14 protein-coding genes are annotated in these 14,868 nt (G+C 41.5%); 9 read left to right on the plus strand and 5 right to left on the minus strand.

Translation table 11 applies throughout. The features are described from left to right. Positions 1 to 70 precede the first annotated feature (70 nt). From ACSAZL_RS13355 to purS, 3 genes are all read right to left on the minus strand, one after another. Complete coding sequence (locus ACSAZL_RS13355) at positions 71 to 1,135, minus strand: right-handed parallel beta-helix repeat-containing protein (protein ID WP_440945139.1); 1,065 nt, start codon at positions 1,133 to 1,135, stop codon at positions 71 to 73. Positions 1,136 to 1,453: 318 nt separating this feature from the next. After that, complete coding sequence (purQ, locus tag ACSAZL_RS13360; protein WP_440945140.1) at positions 1,454 to 2,152, minus strand: phosphoribosylformylglycinamidine synthase subunit PurQ; 699 nt, start codon at positions 2,150 to 2,152, stop codon at positions 1,454 to 1,456. A gap of 90 nt (positions 2,153 to 2,242) precedes the next feature. Beyond that, on the minus strand, positions 2,243 to 2,494 hold the full coding sequence (gene purS / locus ACSAZL_RS13365; protein WP_048066286.1) for a phosphoribosylformylglycinamidine synthase subunit PurS: 252 nt from the start codon (positions 2,492 to 2,494) through the stop codon (positions 2,243 to 2,245). Between the two features lie 791 nt (positions 2,495 to 3,285). Here purS and ACSAZL_RS13370 point away from each other — a divergent pair. From ACSAZL_RS13370 to ACSAZL_RS13410, 9 genes are all read left to right on the plus strand, one after another. Further along, positions 3,286 to 3,576 (plus strand): hypothetical protein, encoded by a 291-nt coding sequence (locus tag ACSAZL_RS13370; protein ID WP_440945141.1) that lies wholly within the window; start codon positions 3,286 to 3,288, stop codon positions 3,574 to 3,576. Positions 3,577 to 4,488: 912 nt separating this feature from the next. After that, complete coding sequence (locus tag ACSAZL_RS13375) at positions 4,489 to 4,665, plus strand: hypothetical protein (protein WP_440945142.1); 177 nt, start codon at positions 4,489 to 4,491, stop codon at positions 4,663 to 4,665. Beyond that, entirely contained in the window at positions 4,613 to 6,244 is a 1,632-nt protein-coding gene (locus tag ACSAZL_RS13380; protein ID WP_440945143.1) for a M6 family metalloprotease domain-containing protein, read from the plus strand. Before ACSAZL_RS13375 ends, ACSAZL_RS13380 begins: the two co-directional genes overlap by 53 nt. A 581-nt stretch (positions 6,245 to 6,825) precedes the next feature. Then, positions 6,826 to 7,056, plus strand: coding sequence for a hypothetical protein (locus ACSAZL_RS13385; protein ID WP_440945144.1), 231 nt, complete (start codon positions 6,826 to 6,828; stop codon positions 7,054 to 7,056). 764 nt (positions 7,057 to 7,820) lie between these two features. Further along, entirely contained in the window at positions 7,821 to 9,299 is a 1,479-nt protein-coding gene (locus ACSAZL_RS13390; protein ID WP_440945145.1) for an asparagine synthetase B family protein, read from the plus strand. Between the two features lie 585 nt (positions 9,300 to 9,884). After that, the gene (locus ACSAZL_RS13395; protein WP_440945146.1) at positions 9,885 to 11,354 is read left to right on the plus strand and encodes a right-handed parallel beta-helix repeat-containing protein; all 1,470 of its coding nucleotides are present in this window, start codon (positions 9,885 to 9,887) and stop codon (positions 11,352 to 11,354) included. Between the two features lie 60 nt (positions 11,355 to 11,414). Beyond that, on the plus strand, positions 11,415 to 11,567 hold the full coding sequence (locus ACSAZL_RS13400; RefSeq protein WP_440945147.1) for a disaggregatase related repeat-containing protein: 153 nt from the start codon (positions 11,415 to 11,417) through the stop codon (positions 11,565 to 11,567). After that, positions 11,557 to 11,688 (plus strand): hypothetical protein, encoded by a 132-nt coding sequence (locus ACSAZL_RS13405; protein WP_440945148.1) that lies wholly within the window; start codon positions 11,557 to 11,559, stop codon positions 11,686 to 11,688. Before ACSAZL_RS13400 ends, ACSAZL_RS13405 begins: the two co-directional genes overlap by 11 nt. Before the next feature lie 250 nt (positions 11,689 to 11,938). Continuing rightward, complete coding sequence (locus tag ACSAZL_RS13410) at positions 11,939 to 12,754, plus strand: nucleotide-binding protein (RefSeq protein ID WP_440945149.1); 816 nt, start codon at positions 11,939 to 11,941, stop codon at positions 12,752 to 12,754. A 168-nt stretch (positions 12,755 to 12,922) separates the two neighbouring features. On the opposite strand, the gene ACSAZL_RS13415 is transcribed toward ACSAZL_RS13410, so the two are convergent. Beyond that, complete coding sequence (locus ACSAZL_RS13415; protein WP_440945150.1) at positions 12,923 to 13,258, minus strand: hypothetical protein; 336 nt, start codon at positions 13,256 to 13,258, stop codon at positions 12,923 to 12,925. Positions 13,259 to 14,604: 1,346 nt separating this feature from the next. Further along, entirely contained in the window at positions 14,605 to 14,832 is a 228-nt protein-coding gene (locus ACSAZL_RS13420; RefSeq protein ID WP_440945151.1) for a hypothetical protein, read from the minus strand. Positions 14,833 to 14,868 lie beyond the last annotated feature (36 nt).

Raw genomic sequence — 14,868 nt, forward strand, 5'->3', positions numbered from 1 at the left:
TCCTGACTTCTTCCCTATTTTTTAAATTTCATTATTTCTCTTCTTTTATGTCTGAAAAAAACCTTTTTTATTAATTCGTCACAAAGGTCTCGTTACCGTCATTTTCACTTTCGTTTTCGGAAACCTCGTACGAAGAAGTTTCATTCATCAGAGGCATGTAATCTTTACTCCCGGTTGTTTCATTGATAACGTATGGAATGTCACCTATACGGTCTCCGTTTGCATCTTCTCCTGCATATTTGTCCCAGTAGTTGCCTGTTGAACTGCTGTTCCAGAAGTTATTCCCTTCATCCATCGCATTGATGTAATTGAAGAATTCATTCATGTAGACTGTGTTATCAGAAGACTCATTAAAGTATACTCCTACACCGTTCAGGGAAAAGGAATTATTAAACAGGACATTGGACTCAGACATCCGGGTAAAGATCCCATAGTCATTCTTGGAAATCTTGTTGGACATCAAAGTATTCATATCAGACATTTCAAGAGAAACTCCTTTTGTATTTGAACCTGCTGTGTTGTTCATAAGGATGTTATCAGCAGAATTGTTCAGCAGGATTCCCATGTTATTTGTTAGTACCATGTTGTTTGCCAGTATGTTTTCTTCAGAATTCTCAAGGGCGATCCCCTGATATCCCAGGCTTACAAGGTTGCTACTCAGGTAGTTTCCCCTGGACCCTGCGAGGGCAATCCCTACATCATTCAGTATCAGGGCATTGTTGCTTAACGAGCAGTTTTCAGCTCCTTCAAGGGCAATTCCGACCTCAAGTGTTTCCCCTCCGGAAGACAAGCCGGAGATAAAAAAGCCGTCTATCGTGACGTTATCTGAGTTAACGTAAAAGACGTTCTCATCCGAAACCGCACCCAGTACATAAGCGAGTTCTCCCGGAGTCTCTGATGAGGAGTTTGCAAGAATCGAAACTTTCTTTTCTACCTTTACATTTTCCTTATATACCCCGGGGTTTACAAGAATTATGTCTCCTTCCTGTGCATTATCAACAGCTTCCTGGATAGAGTTGTAGTTTCCTTCTCCGTTCGAATCTACAGAAATAACTGCAGCCGTTGCCTGAATTGATACTAATCCGAGTATTAAAAGAAAAATTAAGAAAGCATTTAGAATTACTTTTCCTTTCATGAACCAGCACTCCCTTTAGTTGGTATAATTATACACCTAGAAAAATAAATAGTGTTTTATAACAACTCATAGGAATATAATCTAAGGTAATAAAAAGATTTTGAAATATGTGTTCTGAAGAATAAATCTGAACTTTTGTTTACATCTCTCTATACATATATCCCCCCGCAGCCGGAAAATCGGTTCGATAAGAAGTCAGAAGAGGATTAAATAAAATCGGTGAAGAGGATTAATAAAACCAGTAAAAAGTAGGAAACCTGGCAAAAGCAGTTTGTGTAAGCAGAAAAATGAACCCAATTCAAATAAATAAAAAGCGGATTAGAAGTTTTCAGTAATATAATCCGCCATGGACTCGAAAACCTTTCTTCCGTCATCAGAGCCAAGGATCGATTCGGAGGCTCTTTCCGGATGGGGCATGAGGCCGAGAATGTTTCTTGATGCGTTTACTATTCCTGCGATGTTTTCAAGAGAGCCGTTGGGGTTGGCTTCGTCCGTTACTCTTCCTTTTTCGTCTACGTAACGGAAAACAACCTGTTCGTTTTCATCAAGCTCTGCAAGGGTCGGTTCTTCAGCGTAGAACTTGCCTTCCATATGAGCTATGGGCATCCTTATAACCTCGCCTTTCCTGAACTTCGAGGTAAAAGGAGTATCAACTGTCTCGACCCTGAGATTGGTCCAGTGGCACCTGAATTTAGGATATTCGTTTGTGGTAAGAGCCCCTTCAAGAAGCCGGGCTTCGGTCAGCACCTGGAAACCATTGCAGATCCCGAGCACAGGCTTTCCTTCGGCTGCGATTTTTTTTACGGAATCCATAATCGGAGTTCGGGCTGCAATCGCCCCTGCCCTGAGGTAGTCTCCGTAGGAAAAGCCGCCCGGAACAACAACTCCGTCAAAGCCTTCCAGGTTTTCTTCTTTGTACCAGACAGTCTCGGCATCCACACCAACCACGTCTTTAAGGACATGTTGGACGTCCAGGTCGCAGTTTGTGCCTCCGAACTGAATAATGGCAATCTTCATCTTTTTCCCTCAATCTTCCTTCAGTATTTTCAAAACATTTAGCTTTCCGGATTTGCTTAATTTTCAATCCCTTTTCTTTCCGGGAAGCCCTCAGTTAAGTTCCTTGAGCTTTATAGTGTAGTTGTGGATGATTGGGTTTGCGATAAGCTTCTGGCACATCTCATCAACCTTCTGCTCCGCAACTTCTGCAGATTCGGCTTCGAGCACGATTTCATACAGTTTTGCGGTCTTTACGCTTTCAACTGCGTATCCAAGGTGCCCGAGAGCCCTTTTAGCTGTGGTGCCTTCAGGGTCAAGCATGCCTGCTTTCTGTTCAATAGTCACTGTTGCCTGGTACTGCATCTTTGTAAGCCTCAATTTTGAATTTTTAAATTAATCGGAATTTCACCTGCTTTTCGAGAGCCTGGATGCGGCATCAGGTGAAAGAGAAGGTGAATTTTAAGGTATGAACTTTAAGGTAATAATTTCCGGTCTGCACCATAATAAATATAAGGTATTTGATTATTCTAACCTATGTTTCTTATTTATTTTAGGATGTTGGCTGGTTTTTAACTTGCCTTACCAGCACCGATTTCAAGGGAAATAAGGATAAAACCTATTTAATCTTATGGGTCTTAGTTTGTTTTAGATACCAGTTGACTCTATGCTAAAAATAAAAAATTAAAATCTAAGGTAAATGCAGGGTAAGAGGTCGCTTGAGAATATCTGCCTGCCTTGGGCATAAAATAGTAAGGAAGCTACTTTCAATCCATTAGAAGCTGCTTTCAATCCATTGTAGAGGCACTGCATTATTGGAAGAACTGTAAGAGCGGTCTTACCTGTACAACTTGATCGAAGGATACAAGGTTTGAATTTAATCCCTCGACCAAAGGTTAGGGGATACGGGGAACTCGATTTTTAATTCGCCAGTGCAAAATATCAACAGTACAGGTTTTTAAAAAGATTTAAGTCAAAAATTAATTTTTAAAGTAATATAAAATCAAAAATGGTTTTATATTTTTATGATTTTATTCAAAAAAGATGGGAAACGATTCGGGGATGACACATCCATTAGCAGGGACGGAAAAGGTTTATTTGCGAAAACTTTTAATTAATATAATTATACTTTGTGGGATGTCATGGACGGATAAGAGATGACCGCTATATTTGGAGAATTACTGAGCTTTGGTCAAGAAAACGGTCCTGAGGTAAGACTGAGAGTCTTTGGAGATGAGTTCTACGCTCGCTACGAAACGGAAGAAGGATATACCGCGATCTACGATGAAATGTTAGGAAAATTCACATATGCCCGACTAAAAGATGGCCGCTTCGTCTCCAGCGGAGTTGATTTAAGCCTTAATCCACCACTCGGACTTGAAAAGCATCTAGAAGAATCAGACGAGGTGCGCATGCAAAAGGCCGAAAAAAGATTCTCCCGATATTAGCTTCCATATAGAAATCAATTAGCACCAGTCATTTCCATCAAACCTATTTAATTAATATTAAATTATCTGCTCTGCAGAAATGCTTAATTTGATGCAAATTATTTCTACAATTTGTTTGTTTATGTTGTACACTATCAGTTTAAATTTAATTTCCTTTCCTTGATTACAGAACTTCCTTGCCTTAATCGTTTTCTCAAACTTTCTTTTCACTACCGAGAATGTTGTCGCTGATACCCTTTGATTGTATTTAATTTTGTCAAAGATCAAATGCAATTGTTTTCTAGATTCCTTCCGACTTTCTTCCTTTTTCTTTGCCTTAAAGGTATAATTAAGTCTGCTTTGATTTCTTCTCTAATTAGAGCATGAATTTTTTTCGGAACCATACCTTTTATCCGTCACATAACATTGTGATTTTCTTGTTCTATTTGATTGTCTTATGAGAACAGTTGCATGTTTGATTTCATGATCTGTTTTCTGACTAATTTTCCATCCTAATATACCTTCCTTTTCGTGTCTACTAATATTGAAGTTTTCAGAAAGCTTTTTCGAAGCTTCCCTTTTCTGCGGGAATAATAACTTGCGTAATAATTTGTAAAACCTGTTGTGTCAATCGCCGTAGTAGAGATATTTTCTTCAAGCAAGTGAAAAGTCTTTAGAATCATTGACAAAATGAGGTTAAACAGAGAAGAAGGAATTCTTGATACAAATAATAGATTCTAAGTATAATTTCTTAGGTTATTTTATAAGATTATATTTATAAAAACGTGTGGTTTCTTAGATATATTTATGAGTTGAAAAAATTTCTTATTAGAAAGTAGCTAGACCAAAAAGAGAAACATCCAGCCTGAATGTGATTTTTAACAACAAATGGTTCTAAATTTTTTATATGCTACTTTAACATTCAGGAGATGAATGGAAGTTACCTATTCGAACCAGCGAGGAGACAATATTGGATTTATATTAACCAATGGAATAAAAACAGCTTATAGGGTATTTTCAAAAGACCTTAAAGCCAATGCCAAGTGGATGGTTGAAGATGAGTGCAATAAATGGGGAGATACTTACCTTCTCTCAGGAGAAGGGACCTGATGTAAAGCTTAGAGTATTTGGTGATGAATTCTATTCCCGTTATGAGAACCTTGACGGGTATACCGTGGTCTATGATATTGATTTAGGGCGATTCTGCTACGCACATCTGATCAAAGGCGAATTCGTCTCCAGCGGAGTGGACTTAAGCCGTGCTCCACCCGAGAAGATTTGGCGGCATCTCAAGGAATCCGAACAGGTAAGAAATTCCAAGTTCGAGACCAGATATGCCAGGATGAAGCCTCCGGCAGAGCCGTATCAGCCCATTGCCACCCTCAAGACATTCGGACCCAATAAGGGCCTTCTTGAAGGTCGCAGATTATCCAAGGGAGACATTAAAGGATTAACCATTCTGGTCCAGTTCAAAGATGTGAAAAGCACTGTCACACGGGAAGACGTGGATAATATGCTCAACGGGGAAAACTACACCGAAAACGGCAACTTCTGCTCCGTCCGAGAGTACTTCCAGCTCATGTCCGGAGGAAAGCTGAATTACACCAATGTAGTAGTCGGGCCGGTAACCTTGAGCAAGAACCGGCAATATTATACCCAACATCTCCTGGTTGAGGAGGCTCTGGATCTGGCAATAGCCAGCGGTGTGGATCTCAATATGTTCGACTCGCAGGACGAGGGAATAGTGGATGCTATCAACTTCCTCTATGCAGGCCAGACACAGTACATAGGAGAGCTATGGCCCCATAATTACTTCCTGAAGCTCAAGCGCGGCAACATGGAGACCCATTTCTATATGCTTTCCAGCCTTGGCCGAAGCAAAGAAGACATGAGCATAGGCACACTCTGCCATGAGAACGGCCATATGCTCTGCCGCTGGCCAGACCTCTATGACTACGGCGTTAGAGATGGTGATTTTGAAAAGAGCGCAGGTCTCGGCTATTACTGCCTCATGAGCGCGGGCAACCATAATGATAATGGAAGGACGCCGTCCCCGGTATGTGCTTATTTTCGCTATCTTGTGGACTGGTGCGACAACGTGGTGTTCCTGGACAAACCTGACGAGTACCAGGCAGTGCATGGAGATTACAACACGGTCCATATCTTTAAAAGCAGGAAATGCCATGATGAAGAATTCTGCAATGAATTCTTCTTGATTGAGAACCGGTCTCAGTTGGGCCTTGATAAATATGCACCTTCCAGCGGCCTTGCCGTATATCATTGTGATACGCTGGGTTCCAATGAGTGGCAGGGGGGGACTTCCACCAAACATTATCAGTGCGGGTTGCTTCAGGCCGACGGACATCTGGACCTTGAAACCAACCGGAATAGGGGAGACGAGATGGATCTCTTCAAAGAGAAAGCGTCTACTGCCATAAGCCATAACACTCTGCCCTCCTCCAACTTGTGGGACGGCTCGGAGTCCGGCCTGATCATCTCCAACATCTCAGCACCCGGCCAGATCGTAACATTCCAGGTGGGCACATCTGGAATTAGCCCCACCATACAAGCGGTAAAACCGAGTATCGAAGAGAAGGAAATTCCAAAGCCAGCAGAGCTTATAAAGATCATTGAAGAAGCTCAGGTTAAGATTGATGAAGGGTTAGAAAAGTTGAGGGCAATTGCCTGAAAATAATCTTTTTAAGGCAACTTTTTTTGCCTTTTATATCTCCTTTTTTTAGCATGAAAGTACTTGAAAGGACTTTCATATTTTTGTGCCTGCAATTCGAAGAGTTTCATGTTCGTTTTTTTGGCTTATGTTCGTTTTTTTGGCTTCAAACTAGGAAAAAGTTAAAGATATTATCCTAATTATTTTGCTCCAAGTTTATCGGGCTCTCCCTTATTTAGATGAGGGTACTCATGGAATGAGCGATGTTTTAATGAACTCACTTAGTTTTTCCAATCCGCCCGATATCCCTCTTTTTCCAGAAATCTATGTCCACCAATCGTTTCAGTTCTTGTAGAAAACGTTGCGTATATTTGAGGACACAGATAAAAAACTTCCTTCATAGCAGGCAAAGTCCTTCAAAACCAGAGCTTTCTTTTCCTTTCTACAGCTTCACCTTATTTATAAAATTTCCAAATATAAAAGAAAGGAACAGAATAGGAAAGTTTTAAATGTATATAAAACCCAATTATATATTGGGTGAAATACTGAACTTCAATGAACCGGATAGCCGGGATTGTAAACAGGGTAGTCTGGAATAGGAAATGCACCTGACCAGACAGCTTGTCCTCTGCAAATACGGAGTCCTTAGAGGCAGCAATTGCTGCAGAGCCTACATGCCGAGAAATAACCTGTACGCCACCCGCTGCTGCTGCCTTTACTGTGCACATTCCATCTGGATAGGGGACGAAAAAAGCGCAAGGAACCCCTTCGCTGCCCTGCAGGGAGACCCCATGTTCGCTGCAGAAGTGCTTCGGGAAGAATCACCCGGATAAAAACCGGATGACGGGAATATAAAAAAGAGAAAGGAATCGAAAAGAGAATAGTTACGAAAAAAGAAGAAAGAGAAAGGCAAGAAAAAGGCAAGGATAAATGAGAGAAAATGTTCTGATCCAATGCCAGAATAAGGGCAAAAAACGGACCTTTCTTTTTGAGCCTACTGTTTTAATACCGTACATATGAAACCCATTTGCCTGGGTTAAATGTTTCTGGAGTCATTTTGTTAAACGGACTAAATTTAAAATGTCACCCAAACAACCTTATTCGCTATACTAAACCCTTTTTGTCCCGCTCGACGAAGGAGAGCGGTCTGTCCCAAAAAGACAAAGAAGAAGAAAGAAAATAAAAGCTAGAAAGTAACAGCTGCCGTAGACACTGGTGAGTAAAACGATAACCAAAAAGGCAAAAGGGGATGAAACTTCGATCTTTATTTCTCTTTCAAATCTGTTTTTTCTTCTTTATGGTGAGGGCCGCCGGACAAGCTGGCGGAGGCGCTGGTATTTATCCGTAAATTGAAAAACGGTTCCCGGATTTAAGAAAAAGTATCCTCTAAACTCAGGGGACATTTATCATATTGTTCCTCTAAATTGCGGCACTGGCTTGAAACCTATTTTTTTCTGACCTGACCGGCCACCCGACACGTCCCAGCGCGGCGCAGGAGAGAAAGTTTGGAGATTCCCTGTCGGAAGATTGCAAAATAATAAATACAGGGTGACGCTCGTGTATACCGGACAGAAAGGACAGGAGAAAAGGTGTAATCATGTGCGGAATTGCAGGAGTTTTCGGAACCCCTGAAAGTAATATGGAAGTAAAGAAAATGCTTGCAGCCCTGGGACACAGGGGGCCTGATGCCTGCGGGATCTATACGGCAGGAGACCTGAGCATAGGAAATACCCTGCTGAAAATAACAGGAGATATGCCCCAGCCACTTACAGGAAAAGGGGCTCTCGTACTTAATGGGGAGATCTTTAATTTTCTCGAGCTTGCAGCTGAGATAGGAATGAAAACCGATTCCGATACAGAATTGCTTTTTTCACTTATAGAAAACAGGGTAAAGGAAGGAAGTACGCCAATAGACGCTGTCTGCTCTGTACTTTCTAAAGTAAACGGGGACTATGCTCTTGCATATGCCTGCGACAGAGAACTTGTACTCGCCAGGGACCCTTCAGGAATAAAGCCTCTCTTTTACTGCTCAGGAAAAGGAGACGAAAAGCCGGAAATAGCCTTTGCCTCCGAAAAAAAAGCTCTCGCTTTTATAGGCAGAAAAGCAAAACCCTTCCCGCAGGGAGGGATTCTGGGTTTCAATACCGAAAGCGGAGAAATCACAGAAAAAATCCCGGAAGGATATCTGAAGATAAAATCACCTGAAAAGAGGCTTTACGCAGAAAAAGAGGCTTTATCTCACCTGAGGTTAGCCCTTGAAAAAGCTTTGGAACTCAGGCTTACCCCGACCGCAGGAATTGCATTTTCAGGTGGTATTGACAGTACCTTTTTAGCAGCCCTTGCAAAGCGCATCGATCCTGAGATTTCTCTTTACGCGGTTGGGCTTCCGGATTCCCATGACATCGCCCAAGCCGAGAGTGCGGCTGAGGCTATCGGCATGAAGGAAAACCTGAAAGTCCATTTTCTTTCGCCCGAAGAAATAGAAGCTGTAGTCCCTGAGGTAATCTATGCAACCGAATCTACGGACCCGATGACGGTTGCAATAGGAATTCCCCTTTACATCGTTGCAAAAACCGCAAGAGAAGACGGAAAAAGAGTCCTTCTGACCGGGCAGGGGGCGGATGAACTCTTTGGTGGGTACAGGAGGCATGAGGAGTTTTTCGAAAAGGGGCCTGAGGTACTCGACAGGGAGATTTACTCGGACCTTGAAAAGATCTCAAAAATTAACCTTGAAAGGGACGATATGGTTACAATGGCCAGTTCTGTGGAACTCAGGGTCCCCTTCCTGGATAAAGAAGTAATAAAGACCGGGCTTGCAATAAGTCCGGAGCTGAAGGTCCTGAAAAAAAACGGCTACTATACACGAAAATATATTCTCAGGAAGGTGGCAGAAGGACTGATTCCTCCGGAAATTCTCTGGAAAGAGAAAAAAGCAATGCAGTACGGGACCGGAGTACAGAAAGTACTCGACCGGCTTGCCAGAGATTCGGGCTTTTCCAAAAAGCAAGGAAGCCATATAGAAAAATACTTCATACAAATTGCTTCGGAAAAGAACTTCGAGTTTATGAATGAATGAGAAACAGGACAGAGGACGTTATAAGTAATCGCTAAATCAATCACTGAATCAACCAAAAATCACTAAGTTAATCGCTAAATCAACCAAAAATCACTAAATCACTCCATCCGATAAAAATTCTTGAAGCAATAGGGAAATGAATTTAAATTAAAATTGAAAGTTTTAAGAGTTAAATTGAAAACCTTTTTTATACAATGGTTGCCATACATACAGTGTTAACTATAAAACATATTTAATAATTAAAAGTATATTTGAAAAAACCTTCGTAAGAGAAAAAAATTCGGTAAACGGATTTATATAGCTATACACGAAAGAATCGAGTCTGAACCCTACTCTTATATAATCAGATTTAGTGGTTTCTTGCAGGGAAAATCCCCCAGGGCTTATTCTATGATCGTGAATGTCAGGAGAGTTGATACTGTCAGCGGAGCTTTGTTGCTTGTGTCGCAAACAGTCAAGGAAAATATCAATAGTATAAAGCATTAAAGACAGAGATTTTCTGGAAAAAAATTGACACATTACAACATAAATTTTTGCTCATTGAACAAAAACAAAAATTGTACTAGATTGATCCAGGTGGAAGAGATGTTAAGAGGAAGATCGGTAATTCTTTTTTTGGCAGGCTGCCTTATTATCCTTGCAAATGCTCCAATTGTTTTATGCATTACTTCGGCGCCAGTTGTTTACGTCGCAGGAGACGGTAGTGGGAACTTCAACTGCGATGGAAAAGACGACCATATACAGATTAACCAGGCCCTTAAATTTGTGGCAGAAAACCCCGAATATACGACTGTCCATCTCAAAGGGCCGTTTACCTATGTTATAGACGATAGCCTTCTGATCGGCAGCAATACGACCCTTGAAGGGGACTCTGATGCCGTGGTAAGGCTTGTTGATCAAGCGGGCTGGGCTGCCGCAAAACCCCTGATCCGGCAGATGAGCAGTCCGGGAAACACCAATATTGTCATCAGAGGTTTCGAAGTTGATGGAAACCATGATAAAAACACCGAAGTCGCCAGAGGTAGAAACTACTATAACGTGATTTACTTTACTGACTGCGACGATGTGAAAGTGTATGATATGTATATGCACGACGGGCATGGAGACGGGCTGAGGATAAAAGGCGGAGAGAATGTCCAGTTTTACAATAACACGGTATATAAGCTCGGGCATGACGGCCTGTTTGCAATCGAGTGCACTAATGTGGAAGCCTGGAACAATACGATAACCTGCAGGACCAATAGCGGACTCAGGGTTTGGAACTCAAACAAAGTGAACCTTTATAATAACACAATCGATTCTTTCTATCACTGGAGTGCAGGTTCTTCCGGGATTCAGGTCGAAAAGAGCGCAGGAATCATGGATGATATCGAGATCCATGACAACACGATCAACAATACCTTTGGACCGGGGATCTGGCTGTTTAATTACGATTCTTCTTCTACCAGAGACGAAGCAAGAAATGTCCACATATACCATAATACTCTCTACAGTACAGGCACGAACCCCAGCATCGACTGGGTCGGAGGTATCGTAACAAGCGGATTTTACGATACGCTCATTGAAAACAATGTGTTTGATTGCGTATACCATACTGCCATTGCTATCATGTACCCCACGGATACTTCTGCAGACTTTTCCCCGAAGGGTACGGGATACACGACTATTGCCCGCAATAACATCATTGCAAATACCCTGCCGCGAGCAAAAGATCCAGCCGGGACAGGGTACGGGGTAATTAACTACCTCCCCGGAACCCACACCCTTGTGCTGGAAAACAACTGTTTCTATAACAACACAGCCGGAAACTATAAAAACGCAGAATCGACATCGGATATCTACCTGAACCCTCTCTTTGCAGACCTGGAAAATCATGATTATCACCTAAGGTCAACAGCCGGCCGCTGGGACGGGAGTAAATGGGTAAAGGACAGCATTGACTCTCCGTGCATTAATGCAGGCTACTCCGCCTCGGACTATTCAGGTGAGCCGGAAGATAACGGAGACCGGATAAATATAGGAAGGTACGGAAACACCACTTATGCATCCCTTTAAGGAATCGCCCCTGTAACCGACTCCGGAATTTCTGCAGCCGGCGACCTCCGGATCACTGAAATGTACAATAACCGGCTGCGTGAAATCTCGCCTGAAGATGTTTTCCGGGGCAGCACGCTGTATACTGCATTTACCCATAAAGGCAGTACCCTTCCGGACAACAGGTATTATGGACTGGGCATAACAGACCTCGTGAAAGAGTATGTCAGCTGAGAGTGCGAAAACCCGGGTTTCCTTATCAAAAATGCGCTATGAAAGCCCTGACTATGTGGCCTTCCACAGTCTCGAACGTGGCGGGGAAGTGGAGCCGAAGCAGGATATAATGTACGACTAAAGCTTGTGTACCATAAAGCCGGTATAGGGTTAAAGCTGGTGTACGGCTAAAGCCGGCATACGGTTAAAGCTTATGTATATCTAAAGTCCATCTCCAAGTTGCATAGCTCACATTCAGGATAAATTCCGGACGCAGTATAAAAAAATAAGAAACTATGATTTTCTGTGCTCCGGAGGTTTCAAAAAAAGCCGGCACAAATGAGTAAGTATAAACAGTTTGATGGTTATATCCGAGTAAAAAATTATTACATATGATTATAACCAGAATTTCAGGGGGAATTCAAATAAAAATAGCAATTACCGGAAAAGGCGGCGTTGGAAAAACTACTCTCTCAGGCACTCTGGCAAGACTGCTTGCAAGAGACGGATACGAGGTACTGGCAATCGATGCGGACCCGGATATGAACCTGGCATCTTCTCTGGGAATAGAAAATCCCCCAAAGCCCCTCACGGATTTCAAAGACCTTATTCAGGAAAGGGCAGGCGCCGAAGGCGGAGCTTTTATCTATAACCCGAAAGTGGACGATATCGCAGGCAAATACGGGGTAATAGGACCTGATGGAGTCAGGATGCTTGTCATGGGTACCGTTGACAAGGGTGGAAGCGGATGCATGTGCCCGGCTTCAGCTTTCCTGAGGGCTCTTCTCAGGCACCTGATGCTAAGGGAAAAGAGTGCAGTTATCCTGGACATGGAAGCCGGAATCGAACATCTGGGAAGAGGCACCACGCGCGGGATGGACATTATGATTGTGGTGGTGGAACCCGGAGCCAGGTCCCTTGAAACCGCCGAAAGAATCAAAAAACTCTCATCCGAAATCGGGGTAAAACATATCGCTGCCGTAATTAACAAAGGAGGCGCCGGAAAAGTCAACGCCAGGCTTGAAGAACTGGGCATCCCGGTGCTTGGGGAAATTCCCTTTGACCAGCAGTTAATGCAGGCTGACCTGGAAAAAAGGGCTCCGATTGAAATCGGCGGCGAAGCTGTTGAAGCCATAGTGAAAATCAAAGAAAAACTCATGGAAACCGTTGAGGAAATCAGGAAGGAAGACGAGGCAAGTAAAGAGTAAAGGCTGAAACACAGCAGTTAACTGTGAGTTAAAAGCTCACACATATTTGATTAAAAAAGTCAAATTACTTAAACGTTTTTTTCTTTACTTGTCTGGCATCTGCCCCACGAAGCACAGATGCTTTCCATCTGGACAGTACACGTCCCAGTTCTATTTTTTACCCCCTCCTCACTGCGGAGGGGAAGGATAGACATAGTACAGATGCCTGCGATCCGGGCAATACATTCCCATCTCAATTTTCAACCTGGCCACCAGATCACAGCAGTAAGCAGCTGCAACATTATAATACTTTTTTAGAACTCTGCAAAGTTCCCGGATATCTACTCCACCATATACATACGTTTTCAATCCGTGAAGTACCTCACGGGCAAGCTCTTCATCAGTCACAGTATCTGTGACCTCAATATCTTTGATTGATAGATTCCTGCGTGTTTCTTCAATTCTTACCCTAACATTGTGGAAATTAGAACTACCGCAAATAGGGCATTTCGATTTGACATACATTTTAACCCTCCCTTATATTGGAAAAGATAGAAACGTTCATAAATATATAAAAAATATTCAAGATCGGTGAAAGTAATCAGTGAATAGCAAAAACAGAGCCAGCTTCCGGGAAAAAATGAAGGCATCGTTCATATGGAATTTTGGAAAGTATCTAGTCTTGAAGCTGGCAATTATTTAATGTCGCGCACTCTTTAAATATATTTCTAATATCCGTTTCTTGAAGATTAAACACATCTTAAATATATAAGAAGCAACCAAGCTCTCTGAAAGTAAGCGAGAAATATCCAGTAAAAGACCAGTTTCAGTATAAAAGGAGGGAGAATTTATCGAAGGCAGAGGGTATTTAGTTTTGAAACTGGTCCACATAATAGAATAGCGTGTATATTAAAAACTTTTCGGAAGAAATGGAAATTACTTTTGTAATTATTTATTCAACATTAGGAAGTAGGCAGAGAACTGGATTCGGGATGGTTTACAGCTTCAAACAGGAGAAACGAAGATTTGGAATTCCAGTTACATTTCCAGTTCTCTCTAAGTATAACGTTGTTTTTTCATGTACTTATACTTTTTTACATCGAAAAATATTTCTAAAAAAAATCGAGTTTTCGAAAATACCTTTATTTGTACTATATATTGTAACAGTTTTAGACCTATTCCAAGTGTACATTCATACACCACTAAGTTTTAGGAGTAGTATACCACTCCCTAACAAATTATATATATTTTGAGATTATAATATTATATAATAAATTTTCATAGCTCAAAAAACGGAATGAATGTAAGAGCAGGTTAGATTCAACCCCATACCATGCCACCACACAAAAAAATAGAGAGGAAAACCCCTTTCCTCTCAATCTAACCCTTCCTATAACTTATTTTAAACAAACCCTCTGAGCCTGAAAAATAGATATTTTTTATTCCGAGAAGACCCAGAGGGAGCACTGATACAGAAAATTTTTGGAAAATATATAGTAAGTACATATGCATATGAAAAATATGAGAGGTATATTTATGTACATATTTTGATATAAATAATAGTGATTGAAACTGAAGAGTAAATCGATCACAGAAAACATAAAATAGAAATAAAGGTAGTGGTTTGTTGGGATTTATCAAATACCTTTTTGAATTTACCAAACGAACCGGGTATTTTTTTAGGATATATTTTACTACTCGGAGGAGCGCTTTATATTAGCTTCGGAATCGTATATGATCGGTTATATATAATTATGGGTATAGTTATTGCATTTTTAGGCGCAGCTTTGATATCATATACTAAGAGCGGTTGACCATAAAAATTATTCAACAATAAAATGATTTGTCTTGGGGATTTTATCTTTTCGGAGTTATTCTACGACTGTATCTTCTTCCTCTTCTTCGCCTAAAAGAGTCTTGTAATACTCGTGTGCTTCAGCTGCTTTCCTGGCCTCTTCAGCGTTAATTCTCTGGGATTCAAAGCTCTCGGAGGCGATCTTTTTTTCTTGCTGGTGGTCATAGGTTATCCGCCTAGAGTTTTGTTTAGGGAATTCAAAAGGATTAGCTGCTTTCAAGTTCTTTGGCTTTTTGCGAAACATTTTTCCACCTCGCCGAAATTAAAGCCGACAAGCAGA

It is taken from the genome of Methanosarcina mangrovi (assembly GCF_052057765.1).
In the GTDB taxonomy this organism is placed as follows: domain Archaea; phylum Halobacteriota; class Methanosarcinia; order Methanosarcinales; family Methanosarcinaceae; genus Methanosarcina.